At 69.5% G+C, this 19,306-nt stretch carries 17 protein-coding genes and 2 tRNA genes; 5 read left to right on the top strand and 14 right to left on the bottom strand.

The window, feature by feature from the left end:
• Nucleotides 1-71 precede the first annotated feature (71 nt).
• From AB0I72_RS14265 to AB0I72_RS14275, 3 genes are all read right to left on the bottom strand, one after another.
• Nucleotides 72-1,496 (bottom strand): hypothetical protein, encoded by a 1,425-nt coding sequence (locus AB0I72_RS14265; RefSeq protein WP_358567395.1) that lies wholly within the window; start codon nt 1,494-1,496, stop codon nt 72-74.
• A 141-nt stretch (nt 1,497-1,637) separates the two neighbouring features.
• Nucleotides 1,638-3,050 carry a hypothetical protein gene (locus AB0I72_RS14270; RefSeq protein WP_358567398.1) on the bottom strand — a complete coding sequence of 471 codons (1,413 nt, stop codon included), beginning with the start codon at nt 3,048-3,050 and terminating at the stop codon, nt 1,638-1,640.
• Nucleotides 3,051-3,184: 134 nt separating this feature from the next.
• Nucleotides 3,185-4,567: a hypothetical protein gene (locus AB0I72_RS14275; protein WP_358567401.1), complete on the bottom strand. Its 1,383-nt coding sequence runs from the start codon at nt 4,565-4,567 to the stop codon at nt 3,185-3,187.
• A gap of 291 nt (nt 4,568-4,858) precedes the next feature.
• Between AB0I72_RS14275 and AB0I72_RS14280 the strand changes: the two genes are divergently transcribed.
• Together AB0I72_RS14280 and AB0I72_RS14285 are read left to right on the top strand one after the other, a co-directional pair.
• Nucleotides 4,859-5,563 carry a DUF305 domain-containing protein gene (locus AB0I72_RS14280; RefSeq protein ID WP_358567404.1) on the top strand — a complete coding sequence of 235 codons (705 nt, stop codon included), beginning with the start codon at nt 4,859-4,861 and terminating at the stop codon, nt 5,561-5,563.
• 124 nt (nt 5,564-5,687) lie between these two features.
• On the top strand, nt 5,688-6,377 hold the full coding sequence (locus AB0I72_RS14285) for an alpha/beta hydrolase (RefSeq protein WP_358567408.1): 690 nt from the start codon (nt 5,688-5,690) through the stop codon (nt 6,375-6,377).
• Nucleotides 6,378-6,439: 62 nt separating this feature from the next.
• Here AB0I72_RS14285 and clpX read toward each other — a convergent pair whose 3' ends face one another.
• The 5 genes from clpX to AB0I72_RS14310 form a co-directional block, all read right to left on the bottom strand.
• Nucleotides 6,440-7,714 carry an ATP-dependent Clp protease ATP-binding subunit ClpX gene (clpX, locus tag AB0I72_RS14290; protein WP_358567410.1) on the bottom strand — a complete coding sequence of 425 codons (1,275 nt, stop codon included), beginning with the start codon at nt 7,712-7,714 and terminating at the stop codon, nt 6,440-6,442.
• Nucleotides 7,715-8,006: 292 nt separating this feature from the next.
• Complete coding sequence (locus tag AB0I72_RS14295; RefSeq protein ID WP_358567413.1) at nt 8,007-8,663, bottom strand: ATP-dependent Clp protease proteolytic subunit; 657 nt, start codon at nt 8,661-8,663, stop codon at nt 8,007-8,009.
• A gap of 49 nt (nt 8,664-8,712) precedes the next feature.
• On the bottom strand, nt 8,713-9,276 hold the full coding sequence (locus AB0I72_RS14300) for an ATP-dependent Clp protease proteolytic subunit (protein WP_358567416.1): 564 nt from the start codon (nt 9,274-9,276) through the stop codon (nt 8,713-8,715).
• Between the two features lie 275 nt (nt 9,277-9,551).
• Entirely contained in the window at nt 9,552-10,967 is a 1,416-nt protein-coding gene (gene tig / locus AB0I72_RS14305; protein WP_358567418.1) for a trigger factor, read from the bottom strand.
• Between the two features lie 227 nt (nt 10,968-11,194).
• A tRNA-Pro gene (locus AB0I72_RS14310) sits at nt 11,195-11,269 on the bottom strand.
• Between the two features lie 114 nt (nt 11,270-11,383).
• Between AB0I72_RS14310 and AB0I72_RS14315 the strand changes: the two genes are divergently transcribed.
• From AB0I72_RS14315 to AB0I72_RS14325, 3 genes are all read left to right on the top strand, one after another.
• Nucleotides 11,384-11,454 (top strand) — tRNA-Gly (locus AB0I72_RS14315).
• A 318-nt stretch (nt 11,455-11,772) separates the two neighbouring features.
• On the top strand, nt 11,773-12,276 hold the full coding sequence (locus tag AB0I72_RS14320; RefSeq protein ID WP_358567420.1) for an adenylyltransferase/cytidyltransferase family protein: 504 nt from the start codon (nt 11,773-11,775) through the stop codon (nt 12,274-12,276).
• 118 nt (nt 12,277-12,394) lie between these two features.
• Complete coding sequence (locus tag AB0I72_RS14325) at nt 12,395-14,257, top strand: ABC transporter ATP-binding protein (protein ID WP_358567422.1); 1,863 nt, start codon at nt 12,395-12,397, stop codon at nt 14,255-14,257.
• A gap of 34 nt (nt 14,258-14,291) precedes the next feature.
• On the opposite strand, the gene AB0I72_RS14330 is transcribed toward AB0I72_RS14325, so the two are convergent.
• The 6 genes from AB0I72_RS14330 to AB0I72_RS14355 all read right to left on the bottom strand — a co-directional run bounded on the left by AB0I72_RS14330 (nt 14,292) and on the right by AB0I72_RS14355 (nt 19,258).
• A complete protein-coding gene (locus AB0I72_RS14330) occupies nt 14,292-14,852 on the bottom strand; it encodes a (2Fe-2S) ferredoxin domain-containing protein (RefSeq protein ID WP_358567424.1) in 561 nt (186 codons plus the stop codon).
• Nucleotides 14,853-15,029: 177 nt separating this feature from the next.
• Nucleotides 15,030-15,230, bottom strand: a complete 201-nt coding sequence (locus tag AB0I72_RS14335) for an antitoxin (protein WP_358567427.1) — start codon at nt 15,228-15,230, stop codon at nt 15,030-15,032.
• Between the two features lie 124 nt (nt 15,231-15,354).
• Entirely contained in the window at nt 15,355-16,698 is a 1,344-nt protein-coding gene (gene mgtE / locus AB0I72_RS14340; RefSeq protein ID WP_358567429.1) for a magnesium transporter, read from the bottom strand.
• Nucleotides 16,699-16,950: 252 nt separating this feature from the next.
• On the bottom strand, nt 16,951-18,054 hold the full coding sequence (locus AB0I72_RS14345) for a PP2C family protein-serine/threonine phosphatase (protein ID WP_358567432.1): 1,104 nt from the start codon (nt 18,052-18,054) through the stop codon (nt 16,951-16,953).
• Nucleotides 18,055-18,552: 498 nt separating this feature from the next.
• Nucleotides 18,553-19,020, bottom strand: coding sequence for a ribose-5-phosphate isomerase (locus AB0I72_RS14350; protein ID WP_358567435.1), 468 nt, complete (start codon nt 19,018-19,020; stop codon nt 18,553-18,555).
• A 94-nt stretch (nt 19,021-19,114) separates the two neighbouring features.
• Entirely contained in the window at nt 19,115-19,258 is a 144-nt protein-coding gene (locus tag AB0I72_RS14355) for a hypothetical protein (RefSeq protein WP_358567438.1), read from the bottom strand.
• Between the last annotated feature and the right edge of the window lie 48 nt (nt 19,259-19,306).

The raw sequence follows: 19,306 nt of genomic DNA on the forward strand, positions 1-19,306 counted from the left end.
ACACGCGGTCCCCGACCCCCTCGCTGTGTTTGCTTTGGGCCTCCGCTTCGCCCGGGAAGGCCACGCGGAGACTACCGCCCGCTGTTGCCCCTGCCCGGCCGGTACACCGGCTGGGACTGCGGGTTGAACTCCTCCATCTCGACCCGCTCGGCCGCGCGCAGCCTCGGGTCCTCCAGGCGCAGGACGTCGATCCCGCGCACGATGTCGGACGAGTACACGTAGCCGTTGTAGTAGTACGTCGACCAGGTGTCGTTGTCCTGGACGCCCTCCTCGACACGGGAGTCCATGTCGAAGTAGCCGATCTCACGCGGCTCGCCCGGGTCGTTGAAGTCGATCACCGACACGCCGCCCTGGTACCAGGACTGCACGAAGTAGTCGCGGCCCGGGACCGGGATCAGCGAACCGTTGTGCGCCACGCACGTCTGCTCGTCGCCCTGGTGGCGCTCGATCTTGAAGTAGCTGGCGAACTCCAGGACGGGCTCGTCCTCGTCGCCCTCGATCGTGTAGATGGCGTCCGCGCCGCGGTCGCCGCCGATCTCCGGGGTGCAGGTGGGGGCTCCGCCGCCGCCGAGCTCGTCGGTGAACATCACCGTGTCACCGCTGTTGGTGAAGGTCGCCGAGTGCCAGAACGCGAAGTTCTCGTCGCGGACGACCTCCGTGACGACGGGGTTGACCGGGTCGGAGATGTCCATGAGGATGCCGTCGCCCATGCAGGCGCCGGCCGCGAGGTCCTTGGCCGGGTACACGGTGATGTCGTGGCAGCCCTGGGTCGGCAGCAGCAGACCGTCCTGGTCGTGGTTGCCGCCCTCCGGGAACAGGACCGGCTCGTTGACGATCGCCGCCTCCTCGGGCGCGTCGTGCGGCACCTCGATGACGGAGATCTTGTCGTGCGGGGTCTGGCAGTTCGGGAAGGCGTCCGAGGGCGAGTAGGAGGACACGTAGACGATGTCGCTCTCGCCGTCCTCGCTGGGCACGAGGGTGTTGGTGTGCGAACCGCAGTCGGTGCGCACCGCCGCCACGTACTGCGGGTTGGCCTTGTCGGAGATGTCGAAGACCCGGATGCCCTCGAACCCGTCGGGGTTCGTCCTGGGCGTCGCCGGGGCGCCGCACTCGTCACTGGCCCTGGGGTAGTCGACGGAGAAGTACAGCAGGTCGCCGCTGACGCTCACGTCGCCCTGCCCGCCGGGGCACAGGACCTCGGAGACCACCTGCGGGGACTCCGGATCGGAGATGTCGTAGACGACGAAGCCGTCGTAGTTCCCGCCGATCGCGTAGTCGCCGGTGAAGGCCAGGTCCGAGTTGACGCTGCGGACCGCCTCGGGCTTGGGCACGTTGGTGACGTGGGTGACGTTGTCGCTGGTGATGCTGTCGGCGGGCGGCGTGTCGGCGAGGGCCGTCGCCGGGGCGAGCAGCCCGGCGACGAGCGCGGCGGTCGCCGTCAGGGTCAGGGCCGCCGACCTTCTCAGGCCGCGGCGGGCGGGGGTACGTGCGCGCATGGGATCTCCTCGTGCGCTCGGGGGGTCGTCTGGTGTCTACGAGGGTGGTGTGGACGGACGGCGGGGCCGCGACCGTGGCGGCCGCGGCCCCTCTCCCGTTGCCCTGGCTCCCCAGGAGGAGCCGCCGGGAGTTCTACCGGATCAGCGGCGACCGTTGCCGCGACCCGGCCGGTAGCTGGGCTGGGACTGCGGGTTGAACTCGTCCATGTGGACGCGCTCGGCCGCGCGGAACCTCGGGTCGTCGAGCCGGATGACGTCGAGGCCCCGGGTGATGTCGGAGGAGTAGACGTAGCCGTTGTAGTAGTACGCCGACCACGAGCCGCCCAGGACGAGGGCGTTCTCGTTGATCGGGTCACGGTCGAAGTAGGCGATCTCGGTGGCGTCGGTGGGGTCGTTGAAGTCGATCACCGACACGCCGCCCTGGTACCAGGCCTGGACGAAGAAGTCGCGGCCCGGGGTCGGGATCAGCGAACCGTTGTGCGCCACGCAGTTCTCGGTGTCGCTCTGGTGGCGGGGGAGCTTGTAGTAGCCCTCGAAGGACATCTCGGGGGCCTCGTCGGTGCCGCCGATCGTGTAGATCGCGTTGGCGCCGCGCTCGGAACCGACCGCCTCGTTGCAGGTGGCGCCGCCGCCACCGCCGAGCTCGTCGGTGAACATCACGGTCCCGCCGCGGTTGGTGAAGGTCGCCGAGTGCCAGAAGGCGAAGTTGTCGTCGCGGACGACGTCGGTGACCACCGGGGCCGCGGGGTCGGAGATGTCCATGAGGATGCCGTCACCCATGCACGCGCCCGCGGCGACGTCGTTCTCCGGGTAGGCGGTGATGTCGTGGCAGCCGGAGGTACCGGTGTAGCCGCCGTCCGGGAAGAGCACGGGGGCGTCGATGACCTCGGCCGCGGCCGGGTCGTCGAGCGGCACCTCGATCACGGAGATCTTGTCGTGCGGGGGCTGGCAGTTCGGGAACGAGCTGGAGGGGGAGTACGAGGACACGTAGACGTACTCGTGCTCGCCGTCCTTGCCCGGGACCAGCGTGTTGGTGTGCGAACCGCAGTCGGTGCGCACCGCGGTCACGTACTGCGGGTTGGCCTTGTCCGAGATGTCGAAGATCCGGATGCCCTCGAACCCGTTCGGGTCCTGGCTGGAGGAGGCGGGGGCGCCGCAGTCCTCGTTCTCGCGCGCGTAGTCCACGGAGAAGTACAGCAGGTCGCCGCTGACGCTCACGTCGCCCTGACCGCCGGGGCACAGGACCTCGGAGACGATCTCCGGGCTCTCGGGCGCGGAGATGTCGTAGACGACGAAGCCGTTGTAGTTGCCGCCGATGGCGTAGTCGCCGGTGAAGGCCAGGTCCGAGTTGAACGCGTCCATGGACTCGGTCTTGGGGACGTTGGCCACGTGGGTGACGTTGTCACTGGTCTCGGCGTCGCTGGTGAAGGCCTCCTGGGCCAGCGCGGTGGACGGACCGATCAGTCCGGTGACGAGGACCGCCGCTCCGGCGAGGGCGAGACCGGTGAGGCCCCTCCCGCCGAAGGGGCCGCGGGGGCGTGGGGGTGACGCCATATGTACTCCCGGTTCCGATTAGAGCGAAACACGAAGAACGTACACAGTTAAAGGTCGGAATGTATAGGGGGAGACGAAGGAAACATCAGCGTTGACACGATGTCGCCCTGACCCGATCCGCCTACACACCGTGCCTAGCCGCTCGGAAGGGCCGGTTGGGTCTGCGGGTTGAACTCGACCATCGTGACGTCCTCGGCCGGCGTGAGGCGCGGATCGGTCAGCCGGAGCACGTCCAGACCGCGCTGGATCCCGGACGAGTACACGTGGCCGTTGTAGTAGTAGGCGGACCAGGAACCCGCCGTACGCAGGGTGTTCGGGTCCCACGGCCCTCGGTCGAGGTAGCCGATCTCCACGGGGTGGTCGGGGTCGGTCAGGTCGATGATCGACACTCCGCCCTGGTACCACGACTGCACGAAGAAGTCGGCGCCGGGAACGGGGATCAGCGACCCGTTGTGCGCCACACAGTTCTCCGTTTCGGACTGGTGACGCGGCAGTTTGTAGTAACTCCGGAACTTGAGGCTGAGCGCCTCCCCCTCGCCCTCCAGAGAGTAGACCGCGTCCGCCCCCCGCTCGGGTCCGGTCTCCTCGTCGCACACCGCCGCCGAACCGCCGCCCAGCTCGTCGACGAAGACCACGTTCGCCGCGTCGTTGGTGAAGGTGGCCGAGTGCCAGAACGCGAAGTTCTCGTCGCGCACCCGGTCGATCACCGCCGGCCGCACCGGATCGGAGATGTCGAGCAGCAGCCCGTCGCCGAGGCAGGCCGCGGCGGCGATCCCGCGCTCGGGGTAGGCGGTGATGTCGTGGCACCCCGTGGTGCTCTCCTGCCCGCCGTCGGGGAAGAACACGGGCTCGTTGACGATCGCCGCCTCCTCGGGCGCGTCGTGCGGCACCTCGATGATCGCGATCTTGTCGTGCGGGGGCTGGCAGTTCGGGAAGCCCTCCGACGGCGAGTAGGAGGACACGTAGACGTAGTCGCGTTCGCCGTCCGCGCCCGGGACCAGCGTGTGGGTGTGCGAACCGCAGTCGGTGCGCACGGCGGCGAGGTACTGGGGGTTGGTCTTGTCCGAGATGTCGAAGATCCGGATGCCCTCGAAGCCGTCCGGCTCGGTGGGCGAGACCGGCGGGGAGCCGCACTCCTCGTCGGCCCGGGGGTAGTCGACGGACAGGTACAGCAGGTCGCCGTTGACGCTGACGTCGCCCTGCCCGCCGGGGCACAGGACCTCGGAGACGATCTCGGGGGCCGCCGGATCGGCGATGTCGTAGACGACGAAGCCGTCGTAGTTGCCGCCGATGACGTAGTGCCCGGTGAACGCGAGGTCGGAGTTGTAGGCCGTCGAGTGGGCGAGCCCCTCGGGCTTGGGCACGTTGGCCAGGAGCTCCACTCCGCCGCCGGTGACCGGGGCGTCGGCGGCGTACGCACCGGGCGCCGCCACCGCCACGACCAACGCGGTCCCCGCCGCGAGGGCGCCCCACCGCGCCGCAGGGGCGGCCCCGTCCCGTCGCACGCACGCAGCCATCGCGGACACCCCCACCATTACACAAAGCAGTCAATCAACTACCTAATGTTCTACTCCCCCATGTCAACACACTCCAGACGAAACGCCGAGATCGGACATCCGACCTCGACGGCGGAACCCCGCGACCTGGAACGGAGCCGACCCTCGGCGGGGTCCGCGATCGCGCGACCCGGCCCCGACACGCCCCCGGGGCTGGACAAAACACCCACTCACTGAGTAGAAAACCGGCAAGGTGTCGCGCCGGCACCGCACCGCGGACCCCCATCCGCCGACCCCGTCTGGAGGACCTTCGTGCGTCGCCTGGCACTCGCGGCAGGAACCGCGCTCACCCTGCTCGCGGTCTCGGCCTGTACCGGCGACGGCCAGGGGTCGGCCAACGTCATCGCCCCGGGCGCCCCCGGCGAGTCGTCCTCGCCCGCCACGTCCGAGCAGATCGCCGCGCTGGCCGAGGAACAGGGCCACAACGCGGCCGACGTCAACTACCTCGTGCTCATGATCGAGCACCACCGGCAGGCCCTGGAGATGGCCGACCTCGTGCCGGACCGGCACCAGCGCGAGGGGATCGACAGCATCGCCGACCGCATCGCCGCCGCCCAGGGACCCGAGATCACGGCCATGGAGAGCTGGCTGGAGGAGAACGTCCTGGGGCCCGCACGGGAGAACCCCGCCTACCGGAACTTCTGCGGCCTGGAGGGTGACGGCTCCCACCACGGCGGCGACGAGGACCTGCCGGGGTGCGACCTCGACGTCGACCACGACGACATGCCGGGGATGGCCTCCGACGAGGAGATGGAGGACCTGGAGGCGGCCGAGGGGGACGAGTTCGACCGTCTCTTCGTCGAGCTGATGACCACCCACCACGAGGGCGCGATCACCATGGCCGAGGAGGTGCTCGCCAACGGGCACGACCGCACCGTGACGCGGATGGCCAACGACGTCATCGCCGAACAGAGCGCCGACATCGCGCGGATGGAGCAGATCCTCCAGGACGGTTGAGTCGCCCGACGGCCGCGTCGCGAGCCCATCCAGGCTTGGGGCGCCAATGACATTACCGAGAGTGACATCCGGGTAGCCCCGTCCGGGGCCGACCGTCGGCCCGACCGGTCGGAGGGAGCACTCGATGGCGGACATCCTGTTGGTGCACGGCGCCGCGACGGACGGCTCGGGGTGGAGCGACGTGATCAGGATCCTGCTCCGCCAGGGGCACAACCCCGTCGCCGCGCAGCTGCCGCTGACCTCGATCCCCGACGACGAGGCCGTGGTCCGGCGGGAGATCGACAGGTTCGACGGTCCGGTCGTGGTCGTGGGGCACTCGTTCGGCGGCGTGGTCATCACGCAGGCCGCCCACCACAACCCCAGGGTGGGCGCCCTGGTCTACGTCGCCGCCTTCGCCCTCGAACAGGGCGAGTCGGCCGTGGACATCATCAACACGCGCTTCCCGGAGCCGACCCCGCCGGAGCGGGTGTTCGCCTTCGACCAGTGGGGCTACTTCACCGTCGTGAGGGACGAGTACCCGAAGTACGCCGCCCAGGACATCGACCCCGAGCGGGCGCGGATCCAGGCGCGGACGCAGGGACCGGCCGACGCGGCGAGGTTCGGGTTCGTCGGCGGTCCCCCCGCCTGGCGGGAGCACCCCAGCTGGTACGTGGTCGCGGGCGACGACCACATGATCCACCCGGCCGCGGAGGCGTGGATGGCCGAGCGCGCCAGGGCGAGGACCACCACGGTGCCCGACGCGAGCCACATGGTGTACATGTCCCGCCCCCAGGAGGTGGCGGACGTGATCGCCGACGCCGCCTCGGCCCTGTGACGCGCGACGATCCCCGCTCCCGTGACGGGAACGGGGACCGACTCAGGCCGTCGCCGCCCGGCTCAGGCCGACTTCTCCTCGGGGCCCTCGTCGATCTGGCTCCGCGGCACGATCGTGGGGTTGACGTTGTCGATCACCGTCTCCCGCGTGATGATCACCTGACCCACATCCTCACGCGAAGGCACCTCGTACATCACCGACAACAACACCTCCTCGATGATCGCCCGCAGACCACGCGCACCCGTCCCCCGCACGATCCCCTGCTCGGCGATCGCCTCCAACGCGTCCCGCGTGAACTCCAACTCCACGTCGTCCAACTCGAACAACCGCTGATACTGCTTCACCAGAGCATTCCGCGGCAACGTCAGAATCCGGATCAACGCCTCACGATCCAGATCATGCACACTCGTGATCACCGGCAACCGACCCACGAACTCCGGAATCATCCCGAACTTCAGCAGATCCTCCGGCATCACCTCGGAGAACAACGCCGACTGCGCCACCTCCGACCGAGGCCGCAACACCGCGTTGAACCCCATCCCCTGCTGGCCCGTCCGCGACTCGATGATCTTCTCCAGACCCGCGAACGCCCCACCGCAGATGAACAACACGTTCGTCGTGTCGATCTGGATGAACTCCTGATGCGGATGCTTACGACCCCCCTGGGGCGGCACACTCGCCGTCGTCCCCTCCAGGATCTTCAACAACGCCTGCTGCACACCCTCACCCGACACATCCCGGGTGATCGACGGGTTCTCGCTCTTACGAGCGACCTTGTCCACCTCGTCGATGTAGATGATCCCCGTCTCGGCCTTCTTCACGTCATAGTCGGCCGCCTGGATCAACTTCAACAGGATGTTCTCCACATCCTCGCCGACATACCCCGCCTCCGTCAGCGCCGTCGCGTCCGCGATCGCGAACGGCACGTTCAGGATCCGCGCCAGGGTCTGCGCCAACAACGTCTTACCCGACCCCGTCGGACCCAGCAGCAGGATGTTCGACTTGGCGATCTCCACACCCTCGTCGCCGGGCCGCTCCCCCTCCGAGCGCACCCGCTTGTAGTGGTTGTACACCGCCACCGACAAGGCCTTCTTCGCCTGCTCCTGACCGATCACGTACGAGTCCAGGAACTCGTAGATCTCCCGCGGCTTGGGCAGGCTGTCCCACGTGAGCTCGGTGGCGTCGGCGAGTTCCTCCTCGATGATCTCGTTGCAGAGATCAATGCACTCATCGCAGATGTACACGCCGGGGCCGGCGATGAGCTTCTTCACCTGCTTTTGGCTCTTGCCGCAGAACGAGCACTTCAGCAGGTCCCCGCCGTCGCCGATGCGTGCCACCCAGCCACTCCTCAAAACTAAGGCCGCCCCGTCGGTGCCGCTCACGCGAACCGTGTGGAAGCCGAGCTCCCGATCCCGTCCACGACCCGGGCCACGGACGGGGCGATCTGTGTGTCGCTCTCCGCCAGACTAAGCGAAAAACCGGACCGGCTTCACCACCGGGCTGTCCCAGGCGGGTCAAAGACCGGTCCGGCTCGCACCTTCCGACCCACCGAACTCCCCCGAATCACCGGGAACGGGCGGCCGGTTCGGAAAGGGGCACCGACCGCCCGTGGGAGCGGTCGACGGCTCCCTACTTCATCGACGCCTTGCGGTAGGGCAGGACGAAGTCGATGATCCCGTACTCGACCGCCTCGTCGGCGGTCAGGATCTTGTCCCGCTCGATGTCCTGGGACACCTGCTCGGGCGTACGGCCGGTGTGCCGGGCCAGGGTGGTCTCCAGCTGGGTGCGGATCCGGGTGATCTCGTTGGCCTGGATCTCGATGTCGCTGGCCTGGCCGTGCATGCCCTCGGTGGCCGGCTGGTGGATCAGGATGCGGGAGTTGGGCAGCGCGCCCCGCTTGCCCTTCGTGCCGCCCGCGAGGAGGATCGCGGCGGCCGAGGCGGCCTGGCCGATGCAGACCGTCTGGATGTCCGGGCGCACGAACTGCATCGTGTCGTAGATGGCCATCAACGAGGTGAACGAGCCACCCGGGGAGTTGATGTACATCTGGATGTCCCGCTCCGAGTCGAGCTGCTCGAGCGTGATGAGCTGGGCCATCAGGTCGTTGGCCGACGTGTCGTCGATCTGCACGCCGACGAAGATGATCCGCTCCTCGAAGAGCTTGTTGTACGGGTTCATCTCCTTGACCCCGTACGACGTCCGCTCCACGTAGGACGGCAGGACGTAGCGGCTCTGCGGAGCCATCGAGGCCGCGCCGCCGATGAGACTGGGGTTGAACTCGGTCATTTCACGCCTTCCACGCACTACGCCGTTCCTGGATCCAGGTCCGACGGGATCAACTCTGCGAACGGTCCGTCGTCACGTCGAGCGTGCCCTCGAGGACCTCGTCGATGAAGCCGTACTCCTTGGCCTCCTGCGCGGTGAACCAGCGGTCGCGGTCGGCGTCCTTCTCGATCTGCTCCGGCGTCTGGCCGGTGTGCTCGGCGATCTTGCCGATGAACATCTTCTTCACGTAGAGGAGCTGGTCGGCGAGGATCCGGATGTCGGAGGCCGTACCCCCGATGCCGCCGGAGGGCTGGTGCATCATGACCCGCGTGTGCGGCAGGGCGTAACGCTTGCCCGGGGCGCCGGCGCACAGCAGCATCTGGCCCATCGAGGCGGCCATGCCGATGCCGACGGTGCGGACGTCGTTGGGGATGTACTGCATGACGTCGTAGATCGCCATACCCGCCGTGACGGAACCGCCCGGCGAGTTGATGTACATGGTGATGTCCCGGTGGCGGTCCTCGGCGGACAGCAGCAGGAGTTCACCGACGAGACGGTTGGCGATCTCGTCGTCCACCTGGTCGCCGAGGAATACGATTCGCTGGCGCAACAGGCGCTGAGGCGTCTGCTCCATAAAAGGGGAAAGCTGCGAGTCGGACGTACGTGCGTCGAATCGCGGGGACTCTTCAAAGGTCGGAGGCACTCTCGTCACCTGCTCCGGAATCGAAACGGTTGCGATACTGCGACACTAACGCCGACCGGTACCGGGGTTGCACGGATACCGTGCCTGTTCGCTTTGAGCGCAGGGTGGAACAAGCACCACACGGGGCTTTCCTCCACGGGCGAACGCGAACGGGCCCCGCCCGACCAGCGAGGTCGGACGGGGCCCGCAGGCACGCGGCGGCGGGACTACTTGGCGTCCTCGTCCTTGGCGTCCTCGGCGGACTCGGTCGCCTCGGCGGCGGCGGCGGTCGCGGCGGCCTTGGCGGCCTCCTCGACGGCGGCCTCGTCGCTCTCGGGCTTGGGCTGCTCGACGACGTTGCCGTCCTCGTCGGTCACCGTGGCCTCGGCCAGGACCAGGTCCATGGCCTTGCCGCGGACGACCTCGGTGAAGGCGACGCGGATCTGGTTGGACTCGACCAGGTGCTGGGCCAGCTGGTCAGGGCTCACGCCCATGCGCTGGGCCTGCTGGAAGACGTACTGGCTGAGCTCGCCCTGGTCGGCGCTGAGCTCCTCCTGGAGGGCCAGCTGGTCGAGGATGAACCCGGCCTTGACGGCGGAGCGGGCACCGGTGGTGAGCTCCTCCTCGAACTCCTCCTCGGTCTTCTCCTGCGACTCGAGGTAGGACGCCTTGGTGAGGCCGCTCTGGGCGAGCTGCTGCTCGAGGCTCTCGCGGCGACGGGTGATCTCCTCGTCGACGACCGACTCCGGCAGCGGGATGTCCACCGACTCGATCAGCTTCTCCAGGGCCTTGTCGCGGGCCGCGGAGAGCTGCTGGATGCGGCGGACCTCGCCCATGCGGTTGCGCACGTCCTCGCGCAGCTCGTCGATCGTGTCGAACTCGCTGGCCAGCTGGGCGAACTCGTCGTCGAGCTCGGGCAGCTCCTTGACCTTCACGCTGTGCACGGTGACGGTGACGTCCGCCTCCTTGCCCTCGTGCTCGCCGCCCACCAGGGTGGTCTTGAAGGTCGCCTCGCCGTCGGCCGCCATGCCGCGCAGGGTCTCGTCGAGGCCCTCGAGCATGGTGTTGGTGCCGACCTCGTAGGAGTAGCCGCTGACCGCGACGTCCTCGAGCTTCTCACCGTCGATGGCGGCGGAGAGGTCGATCGACAGGTGGTCGCCGTCCTCGACGGGGCGCTCGACGCCGACGAGGGTGGAGAAGCGCTCACGGAGCGTGCTGATCTGCTCGTCGACCTGCTCGTCGGTGACCTCGGCGCTGTCGACGGTCACCTCGATGCCCTTGTAGTTCTCGACCTCGAACTTCGGCCGGACGTCGACCTCGGCGGTGAAGGCGAACTCCTCGTTGTCCTCCAGCTTGGTGACCTCCACGTCGGGCTGGCCGAGCGCGAAGAGCTCCTCCTTCTGGATGGCCTCGTTGTAGAGCTCCGGAACGGCGTGGTTCACCGCTTCGCTGATGACCGCGCCGCGGCCGACGTAGCGGTCGATCAGCCGCGCCGGCGCCTTACCCGGGCGGAAGCCCTTGATCCGGACCTGCTTGGCGAGCGACTTGTACGTCACGTCGAAAGCGTGCTCGAGCTCCTCGAAGGGGACCTCGATGGTCAGCTTGACCCGGGTCGGGCTCAGCTCCTCGACATCGGTCTTCACGGGGCGGTACTCCTAGGTTTGCCGGCTGGTGTCCGCGTCGGCCCGCATGCGCGCCACACACAACGGCGAACGGCACGCGCGCACCCCGGCCAGTCTGGTGACCGCGTTTCCTGGGGTGCCCTGCGACGGGCTGGGACTTACAGTTTCCTGCTGATCGCACCAAGTCTAGGGCAGACAGACAGGGGGCCACGGCGCACGGCCGACGGCCGCTGCCACGGATGGTCTCGTCGGGGTGGCGGGATTCGAACCCGCGGCCTCATGCTCCCAAAGCATGCGCGCTAACCAAGCTGCGCCACACCCCGTGCGTCTCACGACGATCGCACACCGTGCGGGTGTGCGACCAACGCTCCGGAGACTGTACTCTTGTCTCCGTCGGCTCCACGAGTCTAGAGGAAACTCAGGGGCTCCGACGCCACGCGGGCGTAGTTCAATGGTAGAACTCCAGCCTTCCAAGCTGGCCATGCGGGTTCGATTCCCGTCGCCCGCTCCGCTCGACGGGAGCCACGTGCCATCGGCACCTGGCTCCCTTCGCCGTTTCACCCGGGGGACGATCCCCGAACCCCCGCACCGCAACGAAGCGAGCCACGTGCCATCGGCACCGGTTCCGACCCGTTCCGCCACGATCCGGTTCCCGGTGACATCCGACACACATCGCTCCGGAAGGCCCCACGGCGACGCGAATCCGGTTCTGGCCCGCCCCCGGAGCGTGGAATACCCACCCGGAACGGGTACGTTGACCCTTCGGGTGAGCCCGTCGGCGGAACCAGGCACGGGTGCCCTCGACACTCCGCGGAACGGTGACTGGATGACGGACACGAACGCGACGGGCGGCGCGGTCACTCCCCTCAGCGCGCACTGGTTCGAACCCCACGAGCCTCCCGAGCGGCCGGTCGTGGTCACCGGGGTCTTCGACGTCCTCCACGTCGGGCACGTCCGTTTCCTCCAGAGCATCGCCGAACGCGGGCTGCCGCTGACCGTGGGCATCGAGTCCGACGAGCGCGTGCGCGCCTGGAAGGGCCCCGGCCGCCCGGTCAACCCCGCCGAGGAGCGCGCCGAGACCATCGCGGCCCTCGGCTGCGTCACGGCCTCCTTCGTCATCCAGGGGCCGCCCGAGGTGGCCGACTGGGCCGCCTACGCCGAACTCCTGCGCCCCCTCGCCCCCGCCGCCCTCGCCTACACGGCGGGCGACCGCTTCACCCAGGCCAAGATCCGCGGCGCCGACGCCCTCGACGCACAGGCCTGGGAGCTGCCCTTCACCCCCGGCCGTTCCACGACGGCCGCGCTGGGCCGCCTCGCCCACTCCCTCTGACCCCCACTCCCGACGCCCCTCCTCCGGGCCGTGCGGAGGTGTCCCCACCTGGGAAGCACCCCCGCGGGACCGGTGTTGTCGCATGCGTGGCGAACTGGCGAGACGAACGAGGCTGCTCATGATGTCTGGGAGGCCCTCCTACCGGGCCCTGGTCAACGACGGGAGCGCCCGGGGGCACCGACTGCCCCCCGGCATCACCCGCCGCATCATCTCCTACGCCCGCCCCCACTGGCGGGCGATCGCGTCCTACCTCCTGGTCACCGCCGTGGGCGCGGGCATCGTGGTGGCCAACCCCCTCCTGCTGAAGGCGATCATCGACCAGGGCATCCTGCCGGGGAACCGGTCCCTGGTGGTGTGGCTGGCCGTCGCCGCGGCGGGTCTGGCCGTTCTGGAGGGGGTGCTGAACCTCCTCGGCCGGTGGCTGTCCTCCCATATCGGCGAGGGCGTCATCTACCTCCTGCGCACCCAGGTGTTCACCCACGTCCAGCGGATGCCCCTGTCCTTCTTCACCCGCACGCAGACGGGATCGCTGATCAGTCGGCTCAACACCGACGTGGTGGGCGCCCAGCGGGCGATCACGTCGGTCCTCCAGTCGGTGGTGTCCAACCTGATCAGCGCGACCGCCGTCATCGTGACGATGTTCGCGCTGTCGTGGCGGGTGACCCTGGTGGCGCTGGTCCTGGTGCCGCTCTTCGTCATCCCGGCGAAGCTGATCGGCCGCAGGCTGGCGCACATCTCGCGCGACGCCATGGACACCAACGCCGACATGAGCTCGCTGATGACCGAGCGGTTCAACGTCGGCGGGGCGATGCTGGTCAAGCTCTACGGCCGCCCCGGGGAGGAGTCGGCGGGCTTCGCGCGGCGCGCGAGCCGGGTCCGCGACCTGGGCGTGCGCCAGGCGGTGTACGGCTCGCTGCTGTTCAGCCTGCTCGGGCTGATCACGGCCCTGGCCCTGGCGATGGTCTACGGCGTGGGCGGCCTGCTGGCGATCGACGGCGCCTTCGAGGTCGGCACCCTGGTCGCGCTGACCACCCTCCTCGCCCGCCTGTACGGGCCGGTGACCACGCTCTCCAACGTGCACGTGGAGATCATGACGGCCCTGGTCTCCTTCGACCGGGTCTTCGAGGTGCTCGACCTGAGGCCCGGGATCGAGGAGAGCCCGAACGCGCGGCCGCTGCCGGACGGCCCCCTCCCCGTGGAGTTCGAGCACGTGTCGTTCCGCTACTCCGGCGCCGAGGAGCCCTCGGTCGCGTCGTTGGAGGCGACACCGCAGGCGGTGATCGACGGCGAGACCCAGGTGCTCAGCGACGTCTCCTTCCGCGCCGAGCCCGGCACGATGGTGGCGCTGGTCGGCCCGTCGGGCGCGGGCAAGACCACGCTGACCCACCTGGTGTCGCGGCTGTACGACCCGACCGACGGGCGCGTCCTGGTCGGCGGCCTGGACCTGCGCGAGACCGCGTCGGACTCCCTGCGCGACGCCGTGGGCGTGGTCACCCAGGACGCGCAGCTGTTCCACGACACGGTCGGCGCGAACCTGCGCTACGCCCGGCCGGGGGCCACCGACGCGGAACTGGAGGAGGCGCTGCGGATGGCGCGGCTGGGTCCGCTCCTGGAGCAGCTGCCCAACGGCCTGGACACGATGGTGGGCGACCGCGGGTACCGGCTGTCCGGGGGTGAGAAGCAGCGGCTGGCGATCGCGCGGCTGCTGCTCAAGGAACCGTCGATCGTGGTGCTGGACGAGGCGACCGCGCACCTGGACTCGGGTTCGGAGGTGGCGGTGCAGGAGGCGCTGTCGGCCGCGCTCGCGGGGCGCACGTCGCTGGTGATCGCGCACCGGCTGGCCACGGTGCGCGAGGCCGACCAGATCCTGGTGCTCGAGGACGGCCGCATCCTGGAGCGCGGGACGCACGAGGAGCTCCTGGGGCGGAACGGGCTCTACACGGCGCTGTACCGCACACAGTTCGCTCCGCAGCGCGGGTAGCGGCCCGGGGGGTGAGCGGCGGGAGGGGACCGCGCTAGCGGTTCTTCTTTCCGCCCTTGCCCGCCTTCTTCTTCCCGGAGCCCTTCTTCTTGCCCTTGGCCTCACGCGCCTTCCGGGCGGCCTTGGCGGCCTTCTTCGCCGCCTTGCGCTCGGCCTTCTCGCGCGCCTTCCTCCGCTCCTTCTTGGCGTTCTTGGAGTTCTTGGGCTTCTTGCGCTTCTTCGGCTTCTTGGCGTCCTTGGAGGTGACGTGGTCGGCGAGGACGTCGGGCAGCGGCGCCAGGCCGGGCCCGCCCCGGAAGATCCAGTCGTCGATCGCCTCGACCAGGGCTTCGTCGGTGATCTCGCCGAGCCAGACCGGACGGCCCCCGGCGGCCCTGCCCGCCTGGGAGGGCTGCACGACCACGACGTTGCCCTGGAAGCAGATGCCCAGGCACTTGCTGGTGCGGACAGGGACGGTGCGGCCCGACCGGTCGTCGATGGCGCTGAGCCGGGCCAGCTGCGCCTTGTGGTCGACGCCCGGCACCTTCTTCTTCCTTCCGCAGCAACAGCCGCGGCAGACCGTGAGCTGGCAGGGGCGCCCGCCGAGATCGCTCACACCCGCACCGCCTCACCTTAGGTTCGCCTTACCTGACCAGCGTAACCCTGTCACACACCAGCTTTGACCAGCGGATACGGGGTATCGCCCGGACAACACGGGCGCGGGAACGCCGAGGGGCGGGCCAGCGCGTCCGTGGACCCGCCGTGCCCGCCCCGGGTGGGCGAGACGTCTCCCCTACTTCTTCCTGTCCTCCTCCGCACGCTTGCGCAGGTACTCCGTCGCGGCTCCGGCTCCCTTGTCGATCACGTCGTCGTGGGCCCCGCCGGTGGCCTTCTTCGCTGCCTCGGCGGTCTTGTCGACGACCTTCTGCGCCTTGTCGGCGTTGTCGTCGACGGCCTTCTTCAACCGGTCGAACGCATCTCCGGTACCGGACATGGAATCCCCCCTAGATCCGTCCTGCACCTACCGCGATACCCGCTTCACCTGCCGTTCATGCGGAGCGCAGCGGTATCGGCACGGTGTGTACGACTTCGGTACCGTGCGTACGGGTTCGGTCGGATCAGATGCCCAGGACCGCGCGGGCGATCGAGAAGTAGATGATCAGGCCCGTGGCGTCGACCAGCGTCGCGACCATCGGCGAGGAGACGACCGCCGGGTCGACGCCGACCTTGCGCGCGAGCAGGGGCATCGACGAACCGATGATCGCCGCCCACGTGCACACCGCGATCACCGAGCAGGAGACCACGACCGCGATCTCGAACCCGACCAGCAGCGTGCCGATGCCCAGCGCGAGCACGGCCAGCACCACGCCGAGCAGCAGCCCGACCCTGGCCTCCTTCCAGATCACCGCCGGAAGGTCGCGCACCCGCACCTCGCCGACGGCCAGGGCGCGCACGATCGCGGTGGCCGACTGGGCGCCGACGTTGCCGCCGGTGCCGATGAGCATGGGCACGAACATGGCCAGGGCCGTGACCGCCTCCAGCGTGTCCTCGAAGACCTGCATGACGTTGACGGTCAGCGTCGCCGCGACGATGAGCAGCATCAGCCACACCACCCGCGCCGCGACCAGGCGCACCACGCCGACGGACACGTAGTGCTCGCCGAGCGGGCTGGCGCCGGACTGGCGGGCCATGTCCTCGGAGTCGGCGGCCTCGATGACCTCCAGGGCGTCGTCGAACGTGAAGAGCCCGACGAACCGGCCCTCGGAGTCCACCACCGGCAGCGAGACCAGGTTGGCCTCCTGGATCAGGCGGGCGGCGTCCTCGACCGGTTCGGTGGCCCGCACCCGCGGCGCCAGCACGTCGACGATGTCCTTGATCAGCTGCTCGTCGTCGGCGACGACCAGGTCGCTGAGGCCGACCGTGCCCACGAGGCGGCGGCCGTCGCTGACCACCGGGAGGCTGTAGATGGTCTCGGCGTCGGCGCCCCTGGCCCGCACCACCTCCAGGGCGCGGCCCACGGTCAGGTCGCGGTGCAGGATGACCGTCTCCGGGGTCATGTACCGGCCGACGGACTCCTCCGGGTAGCCCAGCAGCGCCGCCGTCATCTTGCGCTCGGCGGAGCTGAGCCCGGCCAGGGCGCGGGTGGCGATCTTGGCGGGGGCCTCCCCGATGAGGCGGGCCCGGTCGTCCGGGTCCATCTCCTCCAGCAGCTCGTGGAAGGCGGTGTCCCGCAGCCCGCCGAGGATGACCTGCTGCTGACCGGGGTCGAGCTCCTCGAAGACCTCCAGCTCGCGGTCCTTGTCCAGGAGTCGGAAGGGGATGATCGCGTCGCGGTCGGGGATTCGGGTGAGCTCGTCCGCGATCTCGTAGGGCCTGTGTTCGGCCAACCAGAGCCTGATGCCGGTCAGGTCGTTCTTCTCGACCAGTTCGTAGAGCTCTTCAGCGCGCTCGCCGTCTGCCATGCGAAGCACCCCCTTGCGTCTCCAACGCCGCGCGGGACCGCCCGCGGGGCCGCCTGTGTCGTCTCGTCTCCCCCGGTGCGGTCCCGCCTTCCCCGAGTGGGACGGGCAGCCGCGCGTGCGGCGGCGCCGAGGGGCGGAAGGGAGGACGGGCACGGCGGCCCTGGGATGTTCGTCGGCCGCGCCGGGATCGGGAGTCGGGTCGACCCTATCGCCCGGAGGCGCCGGGAACCGCACGCACGACCTCGTCGGGTGTCAGTCGCGCCAGAGGACGACGAGCGCGCAGTCGTCGTTCTTGTCCTTGCTGAGGACGTCGACGACCCTGCCCGCGCCGGTGGCGAAGCCGCGCGCGACGACCGACTCGGCCACGCCCAGGAGGCGGTCGATCCCGGCGTCGAGGTCCTCGCCGGGTGTCTCGATGAGGCCGTCGGTGCAGAGCATGATGGCGTCACCAGGCCTGAGCTTGCCCTCGACGGAGGTGTAGGTCATCTCCGGGATGACGCCGAGGACCACGCCCTTGGCCTCGGTGGTGCTCCACAGCCCGCACCCGCTGTCGTAGTGCAGGGCGGGCGGGTGGCCGGCGGAGGCGATCTGGTACTCGCCCGTGTCCAGGTCCACACTCAGGTGCACGGCCGTGACGAATCCCTCACCGGCGCCGTCGCGGATGAGGTAGTCGTTGCAGTGGGCGAGGAAGTCCTCGGTGGGCACGGCGCCGATGAGGCCGCTGAACGCGCCCGAGAGCATGAGGGCCCGGGTCCCGGCGTCCACGCCCTTGCCGGAGACGTCGACGACGGCCATGTCGAGCCGGTTGTCCCTGCGGTTGGACACGACGAAGTCGCCGCCGAAGGACGAGCCGCCCGCCTGGCGCAGGACGGCGGTGCGGCCCCAGCCCTCGGGCAGGTCCGGCATCCGGCCCTGGTGGCGCAGCCGGTCGCGCAGGTCCAGCAGCATCATCTCGCCGCTGAGCCCCTGCACACCCAGCCGCTCGCGCACCCCCGACAGCAGGTAGGCCAGCACGGCGGTGACGCCGATGGTGACCAGCAGGCCGGGGCCCACCTGGCCGAAGTCGAGCATGAACGCGACGAAGACCAGGACCGCCGCGACCACGGTGAGCAGGAAGGCCAGGCTCTTGCGCTTGAGCAGGAGCCCGCCCGCCAGGACGGTGAGGATGGTCGAGCTGGGCGGGAACCAGCCGGTGGGGCCCCACACGGCGCCCACGCCGACCCCGACCGCCAGGGTGACCAGGGTGATGAGGACGAGCCGGTAGCGGAAGAGCACCTTGCGCCGGAGCACCGCTACGAGCCGCTGCGTGGTCGTACGCAGCAGCCGGGTGGTCTTGGCGGTCGGTGTGGGCTTCATGTGTCCCCTGGATCGGCGCTCCCGCGCGCACGCGGGCGGTTCGGGTTCTCGTACGGCACGGCCGCGCTGGGGCGGAGACGTTCGGTACCGGGTCGGGCGGTGGTCGGGTGCGGGGCACGCCCTGGTGACCGTGGCCGGGGGCGCCGACGCGCCGTCACCGCCGCGGAGCGGAGGATGAGAGGCTGGCCACTGTGCACGAACTGTAGCGCGGGGGCGCGGACGTGGCACGCGCAACCAGCGGTGTTCTCTCCCATAACCACAGGTTTAGGTTCATCCGATAACCGAGCGTAGGGATTCGGTCCCTGGTTCCTTCGGGGTTCTGGTGGGTTCTCCGGGCCGATCATCCTCTCTCGGACACGACCGCCGCGTCCGGGAACGTTCCGGACGCGACCGCGGGTCCCGTCCCGGACGGTGGCACCCCTCGGACCGCGCGCACCGGCCCCGGACAGCGGCGCGCCCCCGCGCCGGACGGCACGGGGGCGGACCGGACCGGGGTGCTCACGGAAGCGGCGGGAGCTCGCCGGACTCCTCGTAGGTGGAGAGCATGCCGATACGGCGGGTGTGCCGCTCCTCGTCGCTGTAGGGCGTGGCGAGGAAGACCTCCACGAAGCGGGTCGCCTCCTCCAGGGAGTGCATCCGGCCGCCGATGCCGAGCACGTTGGCGTCGTTGTGCTCGCGCGCCAGGCGGGCGGTGTCCTCGCTCCAGGCCAGGGCGGCACGGACGCCCTTGACCTTGTTCGCGGCGATCTGCTCGCCGTTGCCCGACCCGCCGATCACGACGCCGAGCGCACCCGGGTCGGAGGCGACGCCCTCGGCGGCGCGCAGGACGAAGGGCGGGTAGTCGTCCACGGCGTCGTAGACGAAGGGCCCGGCGTCGACGACCTCGTGGCCGCGCTCCTTCAACCAGGAGACGAGGTGTTCTTTGAGCTCGTAGCCCGCATGATCTGATCCAAGGTAAACACGCACGTGCTCAGTTTGGCAGGTCACGCGGGCCACCGGCACCGCGCCCCGCCCCATCCGGCCTGGACGGGCGGGGCACGGAGGGTTCGGGTGGGTCCCCTCAGGAGGCGGCGGCGGCCGCGACGCTCAGGCCGAGGGCGGCGAAGAGCGCCATGGAGACCAGGGAGACCAGGTTGTACACCAGGATCGACTTGACGTCCTTGGCGAGGGGACCTGCCTTGGAGACCGCGGGCTTGTTGCTCAACTCACACCTCATCAGGGTTCGACCGGGGATATCCGGTCCGCATCTTTC

Origin of the sequence: Nocardiopsis sp. NPDC049922 (assembly GCF_040660275.1) — a bacterium.
Classification (GTDB): Bacteria; Actinomycetota; Actinomycetes; order Streptosporangiales; family Streptosporangiaceae; genus Nocardiopsis.